This is a genomic window from Winslowiella sp. 2C04 (genome assembly GCF_050037805.1).
GTDB classification, from domain to species: domain Bacteria; phylum Pseudomonadota; class Gammaproteobacteria; order Enterobacterales; family Enterobacteriaceae; genus Erwinia; species Erwinia toletana_A.
In genome coordinates this window covers 3,393,359-3,414,023 of record NZ_CP188300.1, presented here as the reverse complement: position 1 = coordinate 3,414,023, position 20,665 = coordinate 3,393,359, and the positions used below count along the sequence as shown (strand labels likewise).

The following is a 20,665-nucleotide window of genomic DNA, read 5'->3' as shown; positions in this document are numbered from 1 at the left end:
TAATTTGTTGATTTTAAGTGATTTTATATTGGTCTTAAGAAAGTAAGTTCAACGTCAGACAAAAATTGTTATCTGAGTCGCAAAATCTAAATAAAAAAATCTTCTTATGTTTAGAGTGACATTGGTCACATCAATTCAGGTCTCATAAATATATAAAACCATGCTTTATTAAAAATGAAACATCGGTTCATTAATTTCAAGAGACCTGAATGTTATGAATAAAAAAACGATACTTTTGGAAGATGGGCGGAAAGTCACGCTGGGGCATCAACTGGCTTATGGCGGAGGCAATTTGCTGGGAAGTGGCGCCCTGGCGATTGCCGGTGCGTGGTTACTCTATTTTTATACCACCTTCTGCGGGCTGACACTGCTGGAGGCAGCATTTATCTTTTCGGTGGCCAGCGTGATCGACGCCATCAGTAATCCTCTTATGGGCTACCTCAGCGACAACTTTGGCAATACCTGGCTGGGCAAGCGTTTTGGTCGTCGACGTTTCTTCCTGCTGATTGGCGCACCGTTAATGATGTTCTACCCGCTGCTGTGGGTGGAAGGCTTTGGCTTCTGGTATTACCTGACCACTTACGTCATTTTTGAGCTGATTTATACTTCGGTGATGGTGCCGTATGAAACCCTCGCCACCGAAATGACCGACGATTTTGCGGTGCGCAGCAAACTGACCGGCTATAAAGCCATGTTCGGTAAAATTGCTAACTTCCTTGCAGCATTTATTCCCGGACAATTTATCCTGCTGTACGGTAAAGACTCTGCGCAGCCTTTTCTGTATACCGGCATAACCTATGGGCTGATCCTGTTCGTGGCGGTGGCACTGCTGCACGGCTTCTCATGGGAGCGAAAAGATACCGGAATCAAGGCGATAAAGCAGAAAAAGACCCTGTGGAAGACGATAGTGGCGCTGGCGCGCGATATGCAGTCGACATTCTATCTGCGAGTGTTTCGTAAGCATCTCGGCATGTACCTGTTTGGTTTTGGCGCTGAATGGCTGTTTGCTTCCGTCTTTACCTACTATGTTATTTTTGTGCTGCAATACGACCCGGCAATCCTTGCCGGACTGAACAGCCTGAATGCCATTCTGCAACTGTTCTCCACCGCGATTTTTATTGGCATCTGCGTCAAGTTTGGCTTTAGTAAACCTTACACCTGGGCGCTGTTAATCGTGGTCTTCGCGGTGTGCTGTTACAGCTTATTGCATTTCCTGCAATTACCGGCGCATCTGGCAACCATGGCGATCATTGGGGTAACCGTCATCTTTGGTCTGGGAACCGGCGGCGTGTATTACATTCCGTGGACGGTCTACACCTTCCTGGCGGATGTAGATGAAGTGTTTACCGGCCGTCGCCGTGAGGGCATTTATGCCGGTGCCATGACCTTCGCCGGCAAAATCGTGCGCTCAATTATCGTCTTTGCGATGGGCGCTCTGCTCAGCTATTACGGCTTCCAGTCGAAATCTCATGTACAGCCGGAAAGCGCGATTACCGCGATTTCGTGGGTGTTCTTCGGTGGCGTAATTGTGCTGGCGCTGGTGGCCATTTTCTTTAGTCGCCAGATGACCCTCGATCGCAAAACTCACCGCGTCGTGCTGGAAGAGGTGGCACGAATTAAAGCCGGTGGTGAGCTGAGTGCCATTAAACCCGAAGTGCGCGAAGTCATCGAAACTCTGGTGGGATATCCCTACGAGCAGTGCTGGGGCAACAGCGATATCTCGCGGAAAATGAAGCTGGCTGAAGAGGCCGCGCCAGCGATGCCGGAACAGCTGCCACAACGTTAATCCACTCCACTTGCTGATCAATACATTCCTGCCCATTGGGCAGGAAGGGATGAACACGTTTTAAGGAAAGAGAAATGAGGAAATTAACGGTCATTTCCGCATCGCTGTTTATGCTGGGCATCAGTTGCAGCGCAGCCAGTCAGTTACCTGACAGCAATAAGCTGGTGTGGCGAGCCATCGCCTTTGGTCAGTCGACCGATGTGAATTTTGCTACCAATGTTTTGCCGGAGAAAATCGGTGTCAATAATGTGACGCGGGAGAATGGTCAGCCGGTTCCGGCGCAAGGCGGCAAGCTGATCACGCCGGTTAATATTGAAAGCCGTGGCGGTAAGATTGGTAACAGCCATGACGGCCTGACGTTTTATTACACCCGATTGCCCGCCAGCGCCAATATGCAGCTGGATGCCGAGATCAGCGTCGAGCAATTTGGTCCGGAAAATGGGGCGCTGCCTGCCGGGCAGGAGGGCGCAGGCCTGCTGGTCAGGGATGTGCTGGGCCAGCCGCGCTCAGAGAAGCTGAAACCGGGTTACGAAGAGTTTCCGGCCGCTGCCAATATGGTGATGAATGCGCTGCTTACCGAGGATAAGAAATCTCATTATCTGCTACAGGTAACGCAAATCGCGCGTAACGGTGTAAAAAATCCCTGGGGCAATGCCGGGGTGGAGATGGTGCGCGAGGCATACCATCACCGCCTGGATATCCGTCAGACGCCGCGTTTTCGTCTGCGGCTGGCGCGTACCAACGACGGTTTTATCGCCGGTTGGGCTCCAGCGGGCAGTGACCAGTGGGTTACTCAGCGTACGGGTGATGCAGATCGGGTGCTGGTACAGGACAAAACCGGCTATTACGTCGGCTTTTTTGCCTCGCGCAATGCACGGATTACCGTTCATCAGGCCAGCCTGACGCTGAGTGAGCATCAGGCGACAGCAACAGAGACATTTACGCCTGCGCGCCAGGCGGCAAAGGTTGAGATTGCCTCTTCAACGCTGGCAGCGCGACCGGATTACCGCTTCCAGTTGCGCAGTAATCAACCGGGTAAGCTGACGGTCAGCGTTAACGGCCAGCCACTGGTGCAGGATCAAGCGATAAAAGCCGGTGAGATGCAGTCGCTGGCGCTCAGGATCGCTGCTGAACCCCGGAAGATCGACTGGCGTCTGGTGACCGACAGCGATGAAACCCTGACTGATAAGCTGACGGTTAAGCCGGTAAAGCTGGCCGATGCCGATAATCTTTATGTATCGCCACAGGGCAAGGCTGATAATAACGGCAGTCGTGAGCAGCCACTGGATTTTGCGACTGCGGCTTCCGCGCTGTCACCGGGTGGAACCCTGTGGCTGGCTGATGGTGATTATCCCCTGACCACGCTGCCTGCCAGCGCCAGCGGCACGCCTCAGCAGGCGAAAAAACTGCGTCCGCTCGGTAAGCATGCGGTGTTTTATGGGCTTAATCTTGCCGCCAGCCACTGGGATATTCAGGGGATTAGCGTGACGGCTAAAAGCTTCAATATTTCCGGCAGTTATAATCATATCGATCGGGTAGTGGCACACCATGCTGACGACACCGGTATCTGGGTGGCTTCACCGCCGGATGTGGGACGCGCACTGTGGGCCAGCCACAATATCATTTCCAACTCTGAGTCTTATGCTAATCAGGATCCCGGCCAGATAAACGCCGATGGCTTTGCGGTGAAAATGCGCGTCGGAGAGGGCAATAAACTGATTGCCTGTTTCGCCCATGATAATGTTGACGATGGTTTTGACCTGTTTAATAAAATCGAAGACGGCCCAAATGGCCGGGTGACTATCGAGAAAAGTATCTCGCTGCGCAATCGTAATAATGGTTTTAAACTCGGCGGCGAAGGTTTGCCGGTCGCGCATCAGGTGTCGGACAGTGTGGCGATAGAGAACGGCATGGATGGCTTCACCGATAACTTTAATCCGGGTGCATTACTGGTGCGGAATAATATTGCGGTCGACAATAAACGCTTTAATTATCTTTTCCGTCCCGGCCCCTACACCCAGCCAGATAAACAGGGGCAGCTGGAAGGTAATATTTCCTTGCGAACTTCACCCGCGCAATATGCCGATGCGGTAACCGGTCGTCTGAAAAATAATCACTTTCTGACGCTGGATGATAATAAACCAACAGCGAAATAATAAAACCTGATGTAACACGAATAAAAAATACCAATGGGGTTTTGTAATGACTAAACAGACATTAATGATCTGCGGGTTACTGCTGTGTTCTTTTCAGGCTGCGGCGGTCACGCTGGATGTGCGGCATGAGTGGCAGGATGACAGCAAGGTCCACAAGGATCGCTTTGCCGTCTCCCATCGTTTTGACAACGGTATTGGTTTCTCGCTGGAAGCGAAATGGAAGTCGGGCGGCGATAATAGCAATAAAGCATTCCACGATATCGTCAGTAACGGCACGGAAAACAGCATCAACTATCAATATAAGATTACGCCGGAGTGGTTTATTCAGCCGGGATTCACGCTCGAATCATCCAGCAACAGCAGTATCTATAAACCCTTTTTAACCACCGGTTACGCCTTTGATAGCGGGATTTATTTAAATGGACGTTACCGCTACGAATATAAACGTGTTTCAGATGAAGGGAAAGAAGATGAGAAAACCAATCGCGGTGAGTTCTGGCTGGGATATCGCTATCAGGACTGGCGTTTTGAATATAATTTCATCTATAAACACAGCGATCAAATTCGTTTCGATAATAAAAAGTGGGACTATGAACATAATGTGAAAGCATTGTGGAAGCTGAATAAAAACTGGGCTCCCTATACCGAACTGGGGAATATCAGCGTGCGTAAAACCAGCGACGAGCGGCAGACGCGCTTTCGCGTCGGCGTACAATACAGTTTTTAACGCTGATGATGTGCTTTAAAAGTCAATCGCGCAGCAAACCGGTGTCGTTTACCGGCTGCTGCGCGTCGGATTATCCCTTAACCGTAGTGGGCTCGCCAGCGACCGGATGAGTGTCGCTGCTTACCGCCGCCGCGCGTGCTGCGGCATCAACCGGTTCGTCATATTTGCGCTTCAGATGATTTTGCACCTGCTGAAGTAACGCACCGTCGAGGGTGTAGTGTCGCAGATAGACCCACAGCGTCAGGCCAAAGAACAGCATCGGTACCACAATCATGATGCCCTGCATGCCCATTATGGTACTGGCAGTTTGCGGCACGCCAGCCTGATAACCGGCCGCTCCCAGCAGCACGCCAATCACCAGCCCGGCAAAAGCTGCACCGGCCTTGACCACCATGGTTTGCACCGCAAAAGCGATACTTTCGATGCGCATGCCCAGCGCGTAGTCGCCATAGTCGACGGTGTCGGCAACCATAATCACCAGCAATACCCAGAAGAAAGCGCCGCCGCTGTTAGCCATAATGCCGGACAGCGCAATCAGCGTCGCGCTCTGCGGCGCATACAGTCCAACGTACAGCAGCAGCAGGCAGCTCAGCACCGGTAACACCGAGGCGCTAATCCATAACACCCGGCGCGAAAAGCGCTTCGCCAGCATCGGGAACAGCGCAATGGTCGCCAGGTTAGCGATTCCGGCATACATCATATACCAGGGGAAAAGCTCTTCCCGACCGACGACATACTTGAAGTAGTAAATGGCAAATGACTGAATGACGTTATGCGCCATATTCCATGAAAGGGCCATAACCAGCAGCGCAAACAGCGGTTTATTGCGCACAATCATCATCAGCACGCTTTTCAGACCATGCTGCACCTGCGTGGCGCCATGGTGCGATGAGGAGTATTTCTCTTTAACGTTGACCAGCGTAACAAGCGTGGAGAGGATAAAAAAGAACACCAGAATAAAGGTAAAGCGCATAAAGCCGTCGCCCTGATGCCCTTGCCCCAGCAGGTTTATCAGCGGCAGGCCAATTACGCCGGTGAGATAACCCGCGCTGCTGGCAAAAAAGCGCGGCCAGGGAATCAGTGCTTCGCGCTCGCGCTTATCGACGGTGATGCAGGGCACCAGTGACCAGAACGGCACATCCATTATGGTGTAGGTAAAGCCCCAGAGAATGTAAGTCACCCAGATATAAGCAATCAGCGCGCCACCGGAGAAGTTGTGCGCGCAGAATACGCTGATCAGCACCACGGAATTGACAAGGGTGCCAATCAGAATCCACGGTTTAAATTTACCCCAGCGTGTGCGGGTGCGTTCGACGATCCAGCCCATAACCGGATCAAGCAGCGCATCCAGAATTCGCGCTACCAGAAACAGTGAAGCTACCATACTGACGGATATGCCGACGACATCGGTATAGTAGTACATCAGGTACATATAAATAATCCCGATGGCAAAGTCTTTACCAAAGGCACCGAATCCATAGCTGATTTTAGTTTTTAACGATACGCTCATGGCTATCTCCGCACGTCCCCGGAGTACCGACGCTGACAGCCAGAAAAACAGCGTCGGCCTCCTTTCTGTGCGGCTTAATGTAGGGTAGGTGGGGGTATCAGCGGTAAGTCGGCAACCAGTTGCCGTGCGCCTCGATTAAAGCGTCGCACAGTCGGATAGTGTCATCGATCGACAGCTCAGCCGAGGTATGCGGATCGAGCAGCGCGGCGTGATAGATATGTTCTTTTTTCAGCGTCACGGCTGCTTCTATCGTCAATAACTGGGTGTTGATATTGGTGCGGTTGAGCGCCGCCAGCTGCGGTGGCAGATCGCCGACAACGGTTGGCGTGATGCCCTGCGCATCCACCAGGCACGGCACTTCCACGCAGGCGTCGGTCGGCAGGTTGGTGATCAGCCCACGGTTGAGTACATTCCCGCCAATTTTATACGGCAGGTCAGTTTCCATCGCCTCAATGATATAAGAGGCGTATTCATGGCTGCGGTGATGAGTCAGCGCTTCGTCACGGGTTAATTGTTCACGTTGCAGCTGCCAGTTATTGATTTGCTCAATACAGCGGCGCGGATACTCATCCAGCGGAATATTAAAGCGCTCGATTAACTGCGGATAGTTGCGTTTAATCCAGTAGGGCATATATTCCGCGTTATGCTCAGAAGACTCGGTCACGTAGTAGCCGAATACCCGCATAATCTCATGACGCACCATATCGTCATGCTTATGCTGCAAGCCGGCGGCGCGGCGTTTAATTTCCGGATAAATATCCTCGCCGTGGCGCTTAATATCCAGCAGCCACGCCATATGATTGATCCCGGCAATTTGCCAGGTGACGCCGTCGGTTGGCATATCCACCGCCTTCAGCAGCGTCTCGGCGCAGACCTGCACACTGTGGCACAGCCCAACGGTTTTAATGCCGGTATGACGCAACATCGCGCCGGTCAGTGACGCCATTGGATTGGTGTAGTTAAGGAACCAGGCGTCCGGACAGACTTGTTCCATATCGCGGGCGATGTCGAACAGCACCGGAATGGTGCGCAGGGCGCGAAACAGACCGCCAATTCCCAGCGTATCCGCAATGGTCTGACGCAAACCAAACTGCTTTGGAATGTCAAAGTCGGTGACGGTACAGGGCTGATAACCGCCGACCTGAATCGCATTAATCACATATTTCGCCCCTTGTAATGCCGCGCGGCGCTGTTCAACGCCGACATATTTTTCAATCGATGCGCGGCCCTGATTAATATTCTGATTAATGTTATTCAGCATATTCCACGAATCTTGCAAACGACTTTCATCAATATCGTAAAGTGCAATCTGCACATCCGATAATGCCGATGTTGCCATAATGTCGCCGAGCACATTTTTTGCAAATACGGTGCTGCCCGCACCGATAAAAGTGATTTTCATGATTCTTTCCTTTGCCTGTGAATGTTGCGATGGAAAGACTCTAGGCAGAGACTGAATTAATGTATATGTCGTTTTGTGACATCAATATGGCGAAAAATAAAAGCCGGTAAAAACTGTGAAGTTGTTCTCAAATCATCGGTTAGCAGCAGCGTAGTGCTTGCCAGCAGCACGGCAGGGCATTACAAACAGCATTATCTATAGGGTTATGTGATGTCGTATATGCGGTAAAACCTGAGGTGAAAATGCAGAAGGATCTAAAACCTGAAGAGATATCGCATTTCGGTCTGAATGTTTTTCAGTATGGTCATGAAGTTTGTCGTCCAGGGCATAGCTATGGTCCGGCGGTACGTCAGCACTATTTACTGCATTATATCATTCGCGGAACCGGCGAGCTGTTTACCGAGCGGGGACGTCATCAGGTGTATGCCGGAGAAGCCTTTCTGATTCATCCACATGAAATTACCACTTATTGCGCCGATAAACGCCAGCCGTGGGAATATATGTGGATTGAAATTGACGGTTTAATTGTGGCGCGCACGTTTGAATCCTGCGGATTAAACCGTGATAATCCGGTTTATACCCCGGTTGCCGGCGGCGAGCAGCGTGAAGAGTTACACTATTTACAGCAAATCGTTCAACAGGAGACCGGGCAGTCATTGCGTATCGCCGGTCTTACCTGCCTGTTTCTCGATGCGCTGCTGGCGAATGCGCCACAGACCGGTACGGCACGCCAGGGCGATGATCAACCGGTGGAAAAAGCCATTCACTGGATGGAGCGCAATTATCATGAAAGTATCAGCGTCAGTGATATTGCCGCCTGGTGCCGGGTCGATCGCAGCTATCTGAGCCGGTTGTTTAAGCAGCGTTTTGGCTATGGGCCGAAACACTATCTGATTATGTTGCGGATGAACGTTGCCACCTCACTGCTGCTCGACGCCAGGCTGCCGATAAAGGTGATTGCGTTTTCGGTCGGCTACCGCGATCAGATGCAGTTTGCCAGAGTATTTCGCCAGATTTATCAGATGTCGCCGGGAGAGTGGCGTCGGCAGCAGGCGGCTCTGGCGTAAAGCGGGAGAGCCTCGAACGAGGTTCCGCTGGCGTTATCGTACCCTGAGATCACTTTTCACCAGCGCAATAAACAGATCGCGGGTGCGATCCTGGTGCGCGCTATTCCAGATGATACCGACATCCCAGCCGGAGTAGGGGCCGTACAGCGGGATCATCCCGATTCCCGATGGCGCAATATACACCGCGGCTTCCGGCACAATAGCGCTGCCGATGCCCGCTGCAACCATGGCAATCAGCGTCTGAATATCATTTGCCTGCTGGACTATCTGCGGCTCGATTCGATTAAACCGCATAAATCTGGCGATTTGCCGGTTAAGCCCCGGGCCTCTGTCGGCAGACAGCTGCAATAGCGGTAGCTCGGCGAACGCCTGATAATCGGTTGAAGCATTCAGCTGGGCATTAATTAACGCTTTCTCCTTTTGCGGTACCGCCAGCACCAGTGATTCCGCCTTTAATGCTATACCGGTTAACGGCGGCTCAACCGGCAGGCGCATAAAAGCCAGCTGTAAGCGACCGGCAAGCAGCGCGTCAATTTGCACTGCCGATGGCATATCTTCGAGGCTGATATTAATTTCAGGCCAGCTGCGGCGAAAATCTGCCACCAGCTCTGGCGCCACCTTGATACCTGATAATCCAAAACCTATCGCCAGGTTGCCGGTTTTTCCCCGGGCAACATTCAGCGCCAGCTGGCGGAATTCACTGATGCCAGAGACCGCTTCATGGGCTTTATCAATCAGTTGCATACCTGCATGGGTAAGCTGCGCACCATGGCGTCCGCGAATAAACAGATGCACGCCGAGTTCATTTTCCAGTGACTGAATTTTCTTGGTTAAGGCCGGCTGTGTCATAAATAGTTTCTGCGCCGCTTCACGATAATTTTTAGTTTCAGCCAACATCACGAATGCCTGTAACAGTCGAGTATCCATTCCGTTTCATTATCAATCGCAGATTTATTTTGATTATATTTTCATCTTTTTTTGCCTTCTAATATCAGCAAATCATGACACCGTGACTCTGATCACATTCGGTCAGTTTATGGTTCAGGGGGATGCAATGGAAAAGCAACACTTTATCTTTTTTATCAAAGGAAAAATCGTTGTTCCTCAGTCGCTTGATGAGGCTGGTGCTGGCGAGGTAATTCGATCGGTATTACTACAGCAGTTTAATATATCCCGTTTACATATTATCGCAGAAAATAATAAAGAGGCTTTGGATAAATTCGCGTTAATCAGCGCAACGGCGGCAGATGACCCTTTAAAAGAGGTGGTGATATGTTAATTCTCGGTATTACTAACAATGATACCGCCGGAGCCTGTCTGGTTGAAGGAGATAAAATCGTTGCGGCGGCGCATGAAGAGCGGTTTACCCGTATCAAAGGCCATAAGATCTGGCCACAGCAGTCGATAGATTATGTATTAAGCGCAACAGGTAAGAGTTTATCGGATGTCGATATTGTCGCCTATGGTTGGAACGCCGGGTTTAACGAGGGCTACTGTCTTAACCTCTATGTCGAAAGAATTATTTATGAGTGTATTAATAATTTCGACAATGTATTTATTTTAAAGAAGAGAATTGCCGATGAAATGATTAATGACGCCGGGAAAAGAGCCGAATTCGATCTTTTTATCGCGGAAAATAATTTATCGGGCAAAGTGATGTACATCGATCATCACGATACTCACGCCTGGGGGGCCTGGCTCTGTTCGCCGTTTGATCAGGCTCTGGTAGTGACCTGTGACGGCCGGGGCGACTTTATTTCACTGACGGTGCGCTATATCGATAACGGCAGTGAGGTGGTGCTGCAACGCGAAACCACGCTTGACAGCCTTGGCTATTTTTATGGCCGCATCACGCATTTACTCGGCTTTAAGGCTAATCGTCATGAAGGTAAAATCACCGGGCTGGCGGCGCATGGCGATCCGCTTAAGGCACTGCCGCTGATGCGCAAAATGATCGATGTGCGCGACAGTCGGCTGATTGCCAATTGTGGCGACTATTATTTGCCGTCTTACCATGGTTACTCTGAAAAGCTGGTCGATGAAATCAATAGCTTTTCTCCACAGGATATTGCTGCGGCGGCGCAAAAACATATTCAGGATATTATTGCGGCAATTTTGATGCCTTATGTGAAAAATTATAAGGTTAAAAATATCTGTCTGGCAGGTGGGCTATTTGGCAATGTTCGCCTTAACCAATGTGTGCGGGAACTGGCCGGTATCGAAAACGTTTACGTGCTGCCCTGCATGGGAGATGAGGGATTACCGCTGGCCGCGGCGGTGACGGCGTTATGGCGTAAAACAGGAAATCGCTGCCCGCTTAACAGCATGGCGCTTGGTCCTGAATACAGTAACCGGCAGATTGAGGAGATTCTGTCGCAGCACCGCGATTTGAGGGTTGAACAGCCCGGCGATCTGGTTAAAGAGATCTTAACCTTGCTGCGTTCAGACACCATTCTGGCGTTCTTTCGTGGTCGCATGGAGTTTGGCGCTCGGGCGCTGTGCCAGCGCAGTATCATCTGTCATGCAAACAACAAGGATGTGAACATATGGCTGAATGAAAAACTCAAGCGCACCGAGTTTATGCCTTTTGCTCCGGTAACGGCGGAAAATCTGGCAGAGTTCTGCTTTTGTCACTGGTCTGACAGGGATAAATCAGCGGAATTTATGACGATTACCTATAACTGCAAGCCAGTAATGACCGCACGCTGTCCGGCAACCGTACATATCGACAATACCGCCCGACCGCAGATTATTCGCGAGGAGAGCGATCCCTTGATGTATTCATTAATCAATAAATGGTATCAGTTATCCGGCCAGCCTTGCCTGATCAATACCTCATTTAATCGCCATGAAGAACCAATAATCAACACTCCGCAGCAGGCATTATCCGTATTACGTGAAGGTGCCGTTGATGCAGTCATTTTTAATGATAAATTTCTCGTTACAAGGAATAAGTGATGAAAGAGAATGAACCTAAATGGATAAATACCATTTTGTTCGATCTTGATGGAGTTATTATTGACTCTAACGAAGCCATCGTTAATGCCTGGAAAACCACCGCCAGAGAGTATGGCTGTGATATTTCACCAGAACAGATTGAAAAGTATATTATCGGCGCATCGCATAAATATACCCTGGAGAATATCTTTCCACATTTCACTGCCGAAACACGCGCGCTGATTCACAGAAAGGTCGATCAGCGGGAAGCTGAAGCTGAGTGCGTGCTGATTGATGGTCTGAAGTCGCTGCTGTTTCAGCTAAAAAGCTGTCCGTTAAATATCGGCATCGTTACCAGCAGCTGGCCGGAAAAAATCAATAATGTGCTCGATCAGCATAATTTGCATATCTTCAGCTGCATTATCTCCCGGCACGACGTGGTGCGCGGCAAGCCTGATCCACTGCCCTATACCACCGCTATCGAGCGATTTAACACCCGGCCAGAACAGACTTTGGTGTTTGAGGATTCAGATAACGGCATTATTTCTGCGCTGACGGCCGGGGCGAACTGTATTGCGATTAACAATACCAATAATCGCGATATTTTATCGGTGCGTGACTTTAATTCGCTGGCCGTCGATGATCAACAGCTGAGTTATCAGTTTCTTGGTAGCACACTGGGGCTGCGCTGCGACAGCCAGAATTAACCACGTCAGGCTGGCATTTTTAGCGCCAGCCAACGTTAACTCAGCGCTAAAATAAAACAGACAGTGCGGTTGTGCCGTGTTATGGTGGTGTCTCTATAAGTAATAATGAAGGTTTATATCTTAAATTTAAAATTCCAATGCCCGTCCTGTTACGGTCATCAATATCGCTCTTCCCTGTATGATGTCTCCCCAAAGAATCCCCATGGTGCAGTCTGTATTTTTTGCAAATCCCGTATGACGGTGAGTTATCTTGCTGTATCAACGGTCATTGCTGATTTTCGCAGCAGTCTGTAACACCGCTTCTTCTGATATATGAGCTCAGCTCATAGCATCAAGCAGATAATGCAGATAGTTTTTTCCGGCGGTAGTTCTTAAGGTTATCGAGCGTGATGGATTGCCATCGCCATACTCTAACCTGATGTCGGAGAAGCACATGCAACAACGTAAACTGGGTAGCCACGGTCCTGAGGTTTCAGCGCTTGGGCTTGGCTGCATGGGACTAAGTTTCGGTTACGGGCCGGCCACCGATAAGCAGCAGGCGATTGCGTTAATCCGCGCTGCGGTTGAACGTGGCGTCACTTTTTTTGACACCGCAGAAGTCTACGGCCCCTTTACTAATGAAACCTTATTGGGCGAAGCGCTGGCTCCATTTCGCGATCGGGTGGTCATCGCCAGTAAATTTGGCTTTGATTTGCCGCAACCCGACAACCAGCAAATTCTTAACAGCCGCCCGGAACATATTCGCAAAGCCGTGGAAGGCTCGTTGAAACGCCTGAATGTTGAAGCTATTGATCTGCTTTATCAGCATCGTGTCGATCCGGATGTGCCGATTGAAGAGGTTGCCGGTACGGTTAAGCAGCTGATTGCTGAAGGCAAGGTTAAGCACTTTGGTTTGTCCGAAGCCGGTGCGCAAACCATTCGTCGCGCCCATGCGGTACAACCGGTGGCGGCACTGCAAAGTGAATATTCGCTGTGGTGGCGTGAACCCGAGCAGGAAATTATCCCAACGCTGGAAGAACTTGGCATTGGTTTCGTGCCGTTTAGTCCGCTGGGAAAAGGTTTTCTGACCGGAGCGATTAATGAAAATACCGCCTTCGACAGTTCAGACTTCCGCAATAAAGTGCCACGCTTCAGTACCGATGCGCGTAAAGCCAACCAGGTTCTGGTTGATGAACTGGCTAATATTGCCCGGCAGAAAGAGGCGACTCCGGCGCAGATTGCTCTGGCCTGGTTGCTGGCGCAGAAGCCGTGGATCGTTCCTATTCCCGGCACCACTAAACTCCACCGGCTGGAAGAGAATACCGCAGCGGCACAACTGACGCTGTCAGCGCAGGAACTGAGCCTGATTAACCGTGCGCTGGCGGATATTGAAGTGCAGGGTGCGCGCTATCCGAAAGAGATAGCGGACAGAGTAGGGCGTTAAGTTATCTGCCAGCCCTGAATACGGACGGCGAAAACGTCGTCCGTATCGCAACACTGGCGGATTTATTCCGGCGAATAGCGTAGCGCGTCAATCAGCAGCGCAAAAGCCGCGGTATGCTGTTTCCGGCTGGGATAATAGAGGTAATAGCCGGGGAAAGCGGGGCACCAGTCATCCAGTACCGTTTCCAGTTTCCCGTCGGCCACGGCCTGGATTATGGTGTCTTCCGGCACAATCGCCAGACCAATGCCGGCTATCGCGGCATCAATACGCGGTTGCAGATTATTGAACGTCAGCTGCCCTTCAACCCGCACGCGCAGTTCGCGCTGATCTTTTTCAAACTCCCAGGCATACAGCCCACCCATAGTGGGTAAGCGCATATTAATACAGTTATGCTGCTGTAAATCCTGCGGCGTTACCGGGCGACCACAGCGTGAAAAATACGCTGGCGAACCGACAACGGCCATCCGCATTTCCGGACCGATACTCACGGCAATCATATCCTTAGCCACTTGCTCACCCAGCCGGACACCTGCATCAAAACGACCGCTGACAATATCCGTCAGCGTATTATCACTGACGATTTCGACTTTAATATCGGGATAATCTTTGAGGAACTGCTCGAGTGCTGGCCAGAGTGCGCAGCGCAGCGCGTGTTCGCCGGCGCTGATACGAATATTTCCGGCCGGTTTCTCGCGCATTTCGCTCAGCGCCATCAGCTCACTTTCAATTTCGGCAAAACGCGGCCCAAGGGCGTTAATCAGCTTTTCTCCCGCTTCCGTCGGCGCAACGCTGCGGGTAGTACGGGTTAACAGTCGTAAATCGAGGCGCTCCTCCAGACCACGAATCGCATGACTTAATGCTGATTGTGATACCCCCAGCTTTGCCGCCGCTTTGGTAAAGCTCCTCTCTCTGGCAATCACAATAAGTGAAAGTAAGTCATTAAAATTATCTTTTAGCATGGGCAAATCCGTGGTCGGCGAGTGGATTGAAAAAATTGATGCCTGACGGTAGGCAATCCCTGTTGCGATATCCCGCCCGTTAATGAAGATACATCATTATAACGGACTTGAGGTGATTCACTAATGAGTCTGGTTCATAACGCCGACAGGTTAGTGTTTAATGGCTTTATTGAAAATAAGAATTATTATCAAAAATAATTGTGTTTATTTATTTATCCTGATGACTGTCACCGACAGTAATTATATTACCGCTTTAATTGCGCAAATTTTCGCCATATTTGTCTTAATTATAAATCTACTCGGATTTGTGCCAGGAAGAGCGGAGATAATCACCAAAATAGCCAGTCATCTCCTGTGATTAAAATTAATAAGAACATAATTCAGGCATAAAAATTACAATTAGTAATATATGTATCCATGTTATTATTTAATTGTTTTAAATCCCGCCAATTTTTTAACTTTGCTATTACTTTTAAGCATGTGAGAGTCGTAATGCTATGCTGCTTCAAAAAGAGACTACCCGCCGTAAGTTTTTAATCGGCTCGCTGATGGCACTGCCGGTCAGCGACATGATATTTAAAGGTCTGACTGCTGCCGAGGCGGCAGAAATGGCCGCTCCGGAACTGCTGGACTATAAACCAATCTTCTTTACCACCGAGCAGTGGCAGTTTGTGATGGCTGCCTGTGACCGTTTAATTCCGGCCGGTGGTAAAGGCAACGCGCCTGGCGCACTGGAAACCAACGTGCCGATCTTTATCGATCAGCAGCTGCATGGCGATCTGGGTGATGAGATCTATATGCAGGGGCCTTTCGAGCCGCATGCGCCTGCCACCATGGGCTATCAGATTCCCTATCGTCCGCAGCAAATCTTCAAAATCGGTATTGAGCTGACTAACCGCTGGTGCCAGCAGCAATACCAACAGCCTTTCCGTCTGTTGTCCGATCGGGACAAAGAGACGGTACTGACGCAGTTACAAAACAATCAGATCGACTTTGCCAGCATGGGAGAGGACGCCCTGAAACCGGCTCAATTCTTTAGCGAACTGCTTTCTGAAACCAAACACGGCTATCTCTCCGATCCGATGTACGGTGGCAACAAAGGCATGAAAGCATGGATTGCCATTGGCTTTCCTGGTGCACGCGCCAGCTACCTGGAGTGGGTTAAACAGCACAACGTGCCTTATCCATTAGGTCCGGTGAGTATTGAGGGCGCACGCGCCTGAACCTTTTGAGTTTTTTTAAGTTTTTTGCAGATTGACAGGGTTAACAATGGCACAGCTGAATAAAGAAGAAGTCGACGTCGTCGTCGTCGGCCTGGGATGGGCTGGCTCGCTGATGAGTATCGAGCTGGCAATGGCCGGATTAAAAGTACGCGCGCTGGAGCGCGGTCCGGACCGCAATTACGATGCGTTTGCTTATCCGAAACCGGCCGACGAATACGCTTACGCCGTGCGTAACAAAGTGATGGCGACCCCGGCAGAAGCGGCGGTAACCGTACGACACAATATGCGTCAGACTGCACTACCGACGCGCAAATGGGGCGCATTCTGTCCGGGTAACGGAGTGGGCGGTTCAGGCCTGCACTGGACGGCAGTGTTAATTCGCCCAACGCCGACCGACCTGAAACTGAAAACCTATGCCGATCAGGCGTATAAGCCAGGTATTCTCGCCGAAGAGATGGAAATTGGCGATTTCCCGTTTAGCTGGGATGAGATCGAACCTTACTACGAAAAGTTTGAAATGATCTGTGGTCAGTCGGGGCAAACCGGCAATCTGCGCGGAAAAATTCTGGAAGGCGGCGATCCTTTTGAAGGCCCGCGAGCGAATCCTTATCCGTTGCCGCCGCTCGATGATACCCTTAACAACACGATGTTTGTTAAAGCGGCGAAAAAGCTCGGCTATCATCCGTTCCCGAATCCGTCCGCTTGCGTTTCCCGCCCGTGGACCAACCCGTACGGTAATCAGATCGCGCCTTGTAACTATTGCGGCTATTGCAGTAAATATCCGTGCCTGAACTACTCGAAAGCATCGCCGCAAACTGCGGTTATGGATGCATTAAAACGTATGGACAACTTCTCTTATGAAGTGCATGCCAACGTGATGAAAGTGGTACTGCACGAGGATAAGAAAACCGCCAAAGGCGTGCTTTACATTGATGAGCAGGGTAACGAGTGCTTCCAGCCCGCGAAAATCGTGGTGCTGAGCGGCTTCCAGTTCGTTAATGTGCGTCTGATGCTGTTATCCGGCATTGGTCAGCCGTATAACCCGATCACCAATGAAGGGGTGGTTGGGCGTAACTATGCCTTCCTCAGCAACGGCGGTGCCACGCTGTTCTTCAAAGATAAAAACTTTAATCCTTTCGCCACTGCCGGTGCGACCGGACAGATGTTTAATGACATTTCGCCAGGCAACTTTGATGGTCCGTCATTGGGCTTTATTGGCGGGGCGAAGATCCACAGTTCTCAGGCAACCGGCACGCCAATCAGCACCGCGTTACCTAAAGGAACGCCAGGCTGGGGTAGCGGCTGGAAAGAGGGGCTGGAAGAGTGGTATGGCCATTCGATGAAAATCAGCATTACCACCACCTGTATGTCTTATCGCGATATCTATCTTGACCTCGATCCGAACTATAAAGACGAGTACGGCTATCCGCTGCTGCGCATGACTTTCGACTGGAAAGAGAACGAGCTGAAACTGCAACAGCATCTGCGTGGCATTGTCGGTGATATCACTAAAGAGCTGAACCCTGACAGCTACAGCGAAAGCTTCCTCGGCATGGATGCGCATTTTGATCTGACTAAATACGTCTCTACTCACAATGTCGGTGGTGCAGTGATGGGCGATTCGCCGAAGACCTCGGCGTTAAACCGTTACCTGCAAAGCTGGGATGTGCATAACGTGTTTGTGCCGGGCGGCAACGCGTTCCCGCAGAACTTCCAGGCAAATCCGACTGATACCATCGGTGCCATCACCCTGATGGCGGCGCAGGCAATCAAAGATCAGTACCTGAAAAATCCGGGCCCTCTGGTGCAGGCATAAGTGAGATGAAAATGATCAAAGCTAAAGGTTTTTTTATCGCAAATGCGCTGGTGGTGGCACTGGGTTGGGCAGCCAGCGCGCAGGCGGATAATGCTGAGCTGATTAAGCGAGGCGAGTATATTTCCCGGCTGGGTGATTGCAGTGCTTGTCACTCGATTCCGGGTAAAGCTGAGTTTTCCGGGGGGTTGGCGATTGAGTCGAATCTGGGCACCATTTATTCGACCAATATCACCCCCGATAAGCAGCATGGTATTGGTCATTACAGCGAGCAGCAATTTGCGGATGCGGTGCGTAAGGGCGTGCTGCCGGATGGCACCCGTTTGTATCCGGCGATGCCGTATCCTGATTATGTGAAAATCAGTGATGAGGATATGCATGCGCTTTACGTCTATTTCATGCAGGGAGTAAAGGCCAGCGCGGAACAGCCGCCGAAGACCGATCTCAGCTTTCCGTTTAGCCAGCGCTGGGGAATGCGTTTCTGGAACTGGGCATTTACCAGTGATACGCCTTTCCAGCCGATTGGCGGCGCTTCTGCGCAGATCAATCGTGGTGCCTACCTGGTGGAAAGTCTCGGGCACTGCGGCAGTTGCCATACCCCACGTGGTCTGGGCATGAATGAGAAAGCCCTCGACAGCAGCGAGCCGCAGTTCCTTGCCGGTGGCAATCTCAACGGCTGGGATGTGCCGACCCTGCGCGGCTTGCCGCGCTGGAGCGAGCAGGAAATTGTCGATTATCTGGCAACCGGACGTAACGACAAAGCGGCAGTGGGCGGGGAAATGACCTCGGTAGTCGAGCACAGCACCTCGTATATGACTGATGAAGACTTGCGCTCGATTGCGGCTTACCTGAAGTTCCTCGGTGGTAATCCACCGCTGGTGAAAGGTGATGAGCAAGCGGCACAGGCAACCGAAGCCAAACTGACGGCAGCGAAAAATCTGACCCTCGGCGAGCGCCTTTATCTTGATAACTGCGGTGCCTGCCACTTTGTTACCGGCAAAGGTTCACCAGCAATCTTCCCGCAGCTGGATCAGGCAACCATCGTCAATACGCAGGATCCGGGTGGGTTGATTCATACCATTCTCGCGGGCGCTCAGCAGCCGTCTACTGCCCGTGCACCTTCAACACTGGCGATGCCAGGTTTTGCTCAACGTCTGAATGACGATGAAGTCGCGCAGCTTGCGACCTTTATTCGTCAGGGCTGGAGCAATAACGCCGCGGCAGTCAGCGCAGACCAGGTAAAAAAGGTAAGAGAAAACCTAAAGCATTAATAATCAGTGATTAACCGGGGCGGTTGAAACTTCGCCCAGGTCACAACTCTGCTGTCGCGGCGGTGTTCTTGCCGCCGCGACAAATTACCTGCGGTTAACCCCTCGCCAAACTGACTTCACCGCTTCGCTAAGGGCTGACGACCGGCCACGCCTCTTTCCTGAGTCACTCTTTCCCAACATAGATTAACCCGCAGCTGAATTGATGAATTTTTTTTATGATCGAGAATCGGCCGATCGACAGACTGATTTTTCTCAATTTTTTCATCAATCTGCGAGCAAAATCACTCTTTAAAACTGGCTAAATTTCATTCATATGTCACATTCCAATGTTACATGTGTAAAATATTGTTTTATATGTGTTAATCTTCTGACTTCCTTATCGGACAGAATTATCAACAATATAAATACCGTTAAATATTCATTTAATATTTTGCAGTTATGATTTTTGCGTAGTGCATCACAGTCTGTTTAATCGATTTACGGCTGACTATTAGCACAAATTGCTAAAACATCAAATGTTAAAGGCTTAAGGAAATTTAACAATGTCTGAGTTCCTGCCCTTTTCCCGTCCCGCGTTGGGTGAAAGCGAATTAGCTGCCGTCCGTGAGGTTTTTACCTCCGGCTGGATTACTACTGGCCCCAAAAATCAGCAGCTGGAGCAGGCATTTTGTCAGTTGACCGGTAATCAACATGCTATCGCGCTGAGTTCTGCAACGGCGGGGATGCACGTCACGCTGATGGCTTTAGGGATTAAGGCCGGGGATGAGGTGATTACGCCTTCTCTGACCTGGGTTTCCACGCTGAATATGATCGTGTTACTGGGCGCTGAGCCGGTAATGATTGATGTCGATCGCGAAACCCTGATGGTGACGCCCGAGCTGATTGAAGCCGCCATTACCCCGCGCACCCGGGCAATTGTACCGGTGCACTATGCCGGAGCGCCGGCGGATATTGATGCGATTCGCGCCATTGGTGAACGCCATGGTATTCCGGTGATTGAGGATGCTGCGCACGCGGTGGGCACTTACTACAAGGGCGCGCATATTGGTGCATCCGGCACCGCCATTTTCTCTTTCCATGCAATTAAAAATATCACCTGCGCTGAGGGCGGGCTGGTCGTCACCGATGATGAACAGTTGGCGAACCGCATCCGCAGCCTTAAGTTTCATGGTCTGGGCGTGGACGCTTATGACCGCCAGACGTTGGGCCGCGCGCCGCAGGCCGAGGTTATCAGCCCCGGATTCAAATACAATCTGGCGGATATCAATGCGGCGATTGCGCTGGTGCAGCTGGAAAAACTTCCTCAGCTCAATGCGCGGCGCGCTGAGATTGCCGGGCGGTATCTACAGGCGCTGGCGGGCGGCCCCTTAACGCCGCTGGCACTGCCTGAATGGCAACATCATCACGCCTGGCACCTGTTTATTATTCGGGTTGATGAGCAGAAAGCCGGTATCAGCCGCGATGAATTAATGCAGCAGTTAAAAAACCGCGGCATTGGCAGCGGGCTGCATTTCCGCGCGGCGCATACGCAAAAATATTATCGCGAACGCTTTCCTCAGCTCTCATTACCGGATACCGAGTGGAACTCTGCACGTATTTGTTCCATTCCATTGTTCCCGGGCATGACTGATGAAGACACTACGCGCGTAATCCACGCGCTAAACGAGATTGCCGGAAAATAACG

At 50.9% G+C, this 20,665-nt stretch carries 17 protein-coding genes; 13 read left to right on the top strand and 4 right to left on the bottom strand.

What is annotated here, in order from left to right; all coding sequences use genetic code 11:
• The first annotated feature begins 214 nt into the window (after window positions 1–214).
• The 3 genes from ACP3TC_RS15445 to ACP3TC_RS15435 all read left to right on the top strand — a co-directional run bounded on the left by ACP3TC_RS15445 (window position 215) and on the right by ACP3TC_RS15435 (window position 4,669).
• The gene (locus tag ACP3TC_RS15445) at window positions 215–1,786 is read left to right on the top strand and encodes an MFS transporter (RefSeq protein ID WP_313856337.1); all 1,572 of its coding nucleotides are present in this window, start codon (window positions 215–217) and stop codon (window positions 1,784–1,786) included.
• 74 nt (window positions 1,787–1,860) lie between these two features.
• Window positions 1,861–3,942, top strand: a complete 2,082-nt coding sequence (locus tag ACP3TC_RS15440) for a right-handed parallel beta-helix repeat-containing protein (RefSeq protein WP_426816775.1) — start codon at window positions 1,861–1,863, stop codon at window positions 3,940–3,942.
• Window positions 3,943–3,988: 46 nt separating this feature from the next.
• Window positions 3,989–4,669: an oligogalacturonate-specific porin KdgM family protein gene (locus tag ACP3TC_RS15435; protein ID WP_426816774.1), complete on the top strand. Its 681-nt coding sequence runs from the start codon at window positions 3,989–3,991 to the stop codon at window positions 4,667–4,669.
• 70 nt (window positions 4,670–4,739) lie between these two features.
• Here ACP3TC_RS15435 and melB read toward each other — a convergent pair whose 3' ends face one another.
• Window positions 4,740–6,179: a melibiose:sodium transporter MelB gene (gene melB, locus ACP3TC_RS15430; protein WP_313856340.1), complete on the bottom strand. Its 1,440-nt coding sequence runs from the start codon at window positions 6,177–6,179 to the stop codon at window positions 4,740–4,742.
• Window positions 6,180–6,276: 97 nt separating this feature from the next.
• Window positions 6,277–7,584: an alpha-glucosidase/alpha-galactosidase gene (locus ACP3TC_RS15425; protein WP_426818287.1), complete on the bottom strand. Its 1,308-nt coding sequence runs from the start codon at window positions 7,582–7,584 to the stop codon at window positions 6,277–6,279.
• A gap of 239 nt (window positions 7,585–7,823) precedes the next feature.
• Between ACP3TC_RS15425 and ACP3TC_RS15420 the strand changes: the two genes are divergently transcribed.
• The gene (locus ACP3TC_RS15420) at window positions 7,824–8,648 is read left to right on the top strand and encodes an AraC family transcriptional regulator (protein ID WP_313856342.1); all 825 of its coding nucleotides are present in this window, start codon (window positions 7,824–7,826) and stop codon (window positions 8,646–8,648) included.
• Between the two features lie 33 nt (window positions 8,649–8,681).
• Here the strand turns inward: ACP3TC_RS15420 and ACP3TC_RS15415 are convergent, their stop codons facing one another.
• Window positions 8,682–9,575, bottom strand: a complete 894-nt coding sequence (locus tag ACP3TC_RS15415) for a LysR family transcriptional regulator (RefSeq protein ID WP_313856343.1) — start codon at window positions 9,573–9,575, stop codon at window positions 8,682–8,684.
• Between the two features lie 127 nt (window positions 9,576–9,702).
• Here ACP3TC_RS15415 and ACP3TC_RS15410 point away from each other — a divergent pair, with 127 nt between their 5' ends.
• The 5 genes from ACP3TC_RS15410 to ACP3TC_RS15390 all read left to right on the top strand — a co-directional run bounded on the left by ACP3TC_RS15410 (window position 9,703) and on the right by ACP3TC_RS15390 (window position 13,715).
• Complete coding sequence (locus tag ACP3TC_RS15410; RefSeq protein WP_313856345.1) at window positions 9,703–9,927, top strand: hypothetical protein; 225 nt, start codon at window positions 9,703–9,705, stop codon at window positions 9,925–9,927.
• Window positions 9,921–11,606, top strand: a complete 1,686-nt coding sequence (locus ACP3TC_RS15405; RefSeq protein WP_313856348.1) for a carbamoyltransferase C-terminal domain-containing protein — start codon at window positions 9,921–9,923, stop codon at window positions 11,604–11,606. Before ACP3TC_RS15410 ends, ACP3TC_RS15405 begins: the two co-directional genes overlap by 7 nt.
• Complete coding sequence (locus ACP3TC_RS15400; protein WP_313856349.1) at window positions 11,606–12,292, top strand: HAD family hydrolase; 687 nt, start codon at window positions 11,606–11,608, stop codon at window positions 12,290–12,292. The genes ACP3TC_RS15405 and ACP3TC_RS15400 overlap by 1 nt, the downstream gene beginning before the upstream one ends.
• 105 nt (window positions 12,293–12,397) lie before the next feature.
• Entirely contained in the window at window positions 12,398–12,586 is a 189-nt protein-coding gene (locus ACP3TC_RS15395) for a cold-shock protein (protein WP_313856350.1), read from the top strand.
• A 139-nt stretch (window positions 12,587–12,725) separates the two neighbouring features.
• On the top strand, window positions 12,726–13,715 hold the full coding sequence (locus ACP3TC_RS15390) for an aldo/keto reductase (RefSeq protein ID WP_426816773.1): 990 nt from the start codon (window positions 12,726–12,728) through the stop codon (window positions 13,713–13,715).
• A gap of 62 nt (window positions 13,716–13,777) precedes the next feature.
• Here the strand turns inward: ACP3TC_RS15390 and ACP3TC_RS15385 are convergent, their stop codons facing one another.
• Window positions 13,778–14,674 (bottom strand): LysR family transcriptional regulator, encoded by an 897-nt coding sequence (locus ACP3TC_RS15385; protein WP_313856352.1) that lies wholly within the window; start codon window positions 14,672–14,674, stop codon window positions 13,778–13,780.
• Between the two features lie 497 nt (window positions 14,675–15,171).
• On the opposite strand from ACP3TC_RS15385, the gene ACP3TC_RS15380 reads away from it, so the two are divergent.
• The 4 genes from ACP3TC_RS15380 to arnB all read left to right on the top strand — a co-directional run bounded on the left by ACP3TC_RS15380 (window position 15,172) and on the right by arnB (window position 20,663).
• Window positions 15,172–15,897: a gluconate 2-dehydrogenase subunit 3 family protein gene (locus tag ACP3TC_RS15380; RefSeq protein ID WP_313856353.1), complete on the top strand. Its 726-nt coding sequence runs from the start codon at window positions 15,172–15,174 to the stop codon at window positions 15,895–15,897.
• A 46-nt stretch (window positions 15,898–15,943) separates the two neighbouring features.
• Entirely contained in the window at window positions 15,944–17,713 is a 1,770-nt protein-coding gene (locus ACP3TC_RS15375) for a GMC family oxidoreductase (RefSeq protein ID WP_313856355.1), read from the top strand.
• A 5-nt stretch (window positions 17,714–17,718) separates the two neighbouring features.
• Entirely contained in the window at window positions 17,719–18,981 is a 1,263-nt protein-coding gene (locus ACP3TC_RS15370; RefSeq protein ID WP_313856357.1) for a c-type cytochrome, read from the top strand.
• A 542-nt stretch (window positions 18,982–19,523) separates the two neighbouring features.
• Window positions 19,524–20,663, top strand: coding sequence for a UDP-4-amino-4-deoxy-L-arabinose aminotransferase (gene arnB / locus ACP3TC_RS15365; RefSeq protein WP_426816772.1), 1,140 nt, complete (start codon window positions 19,524–19,526; stop codon window positions 20,661–20,663).
• The last annotated feature ends 2 nt before the right edge of the window (window positions 20,664–20,665 follow it).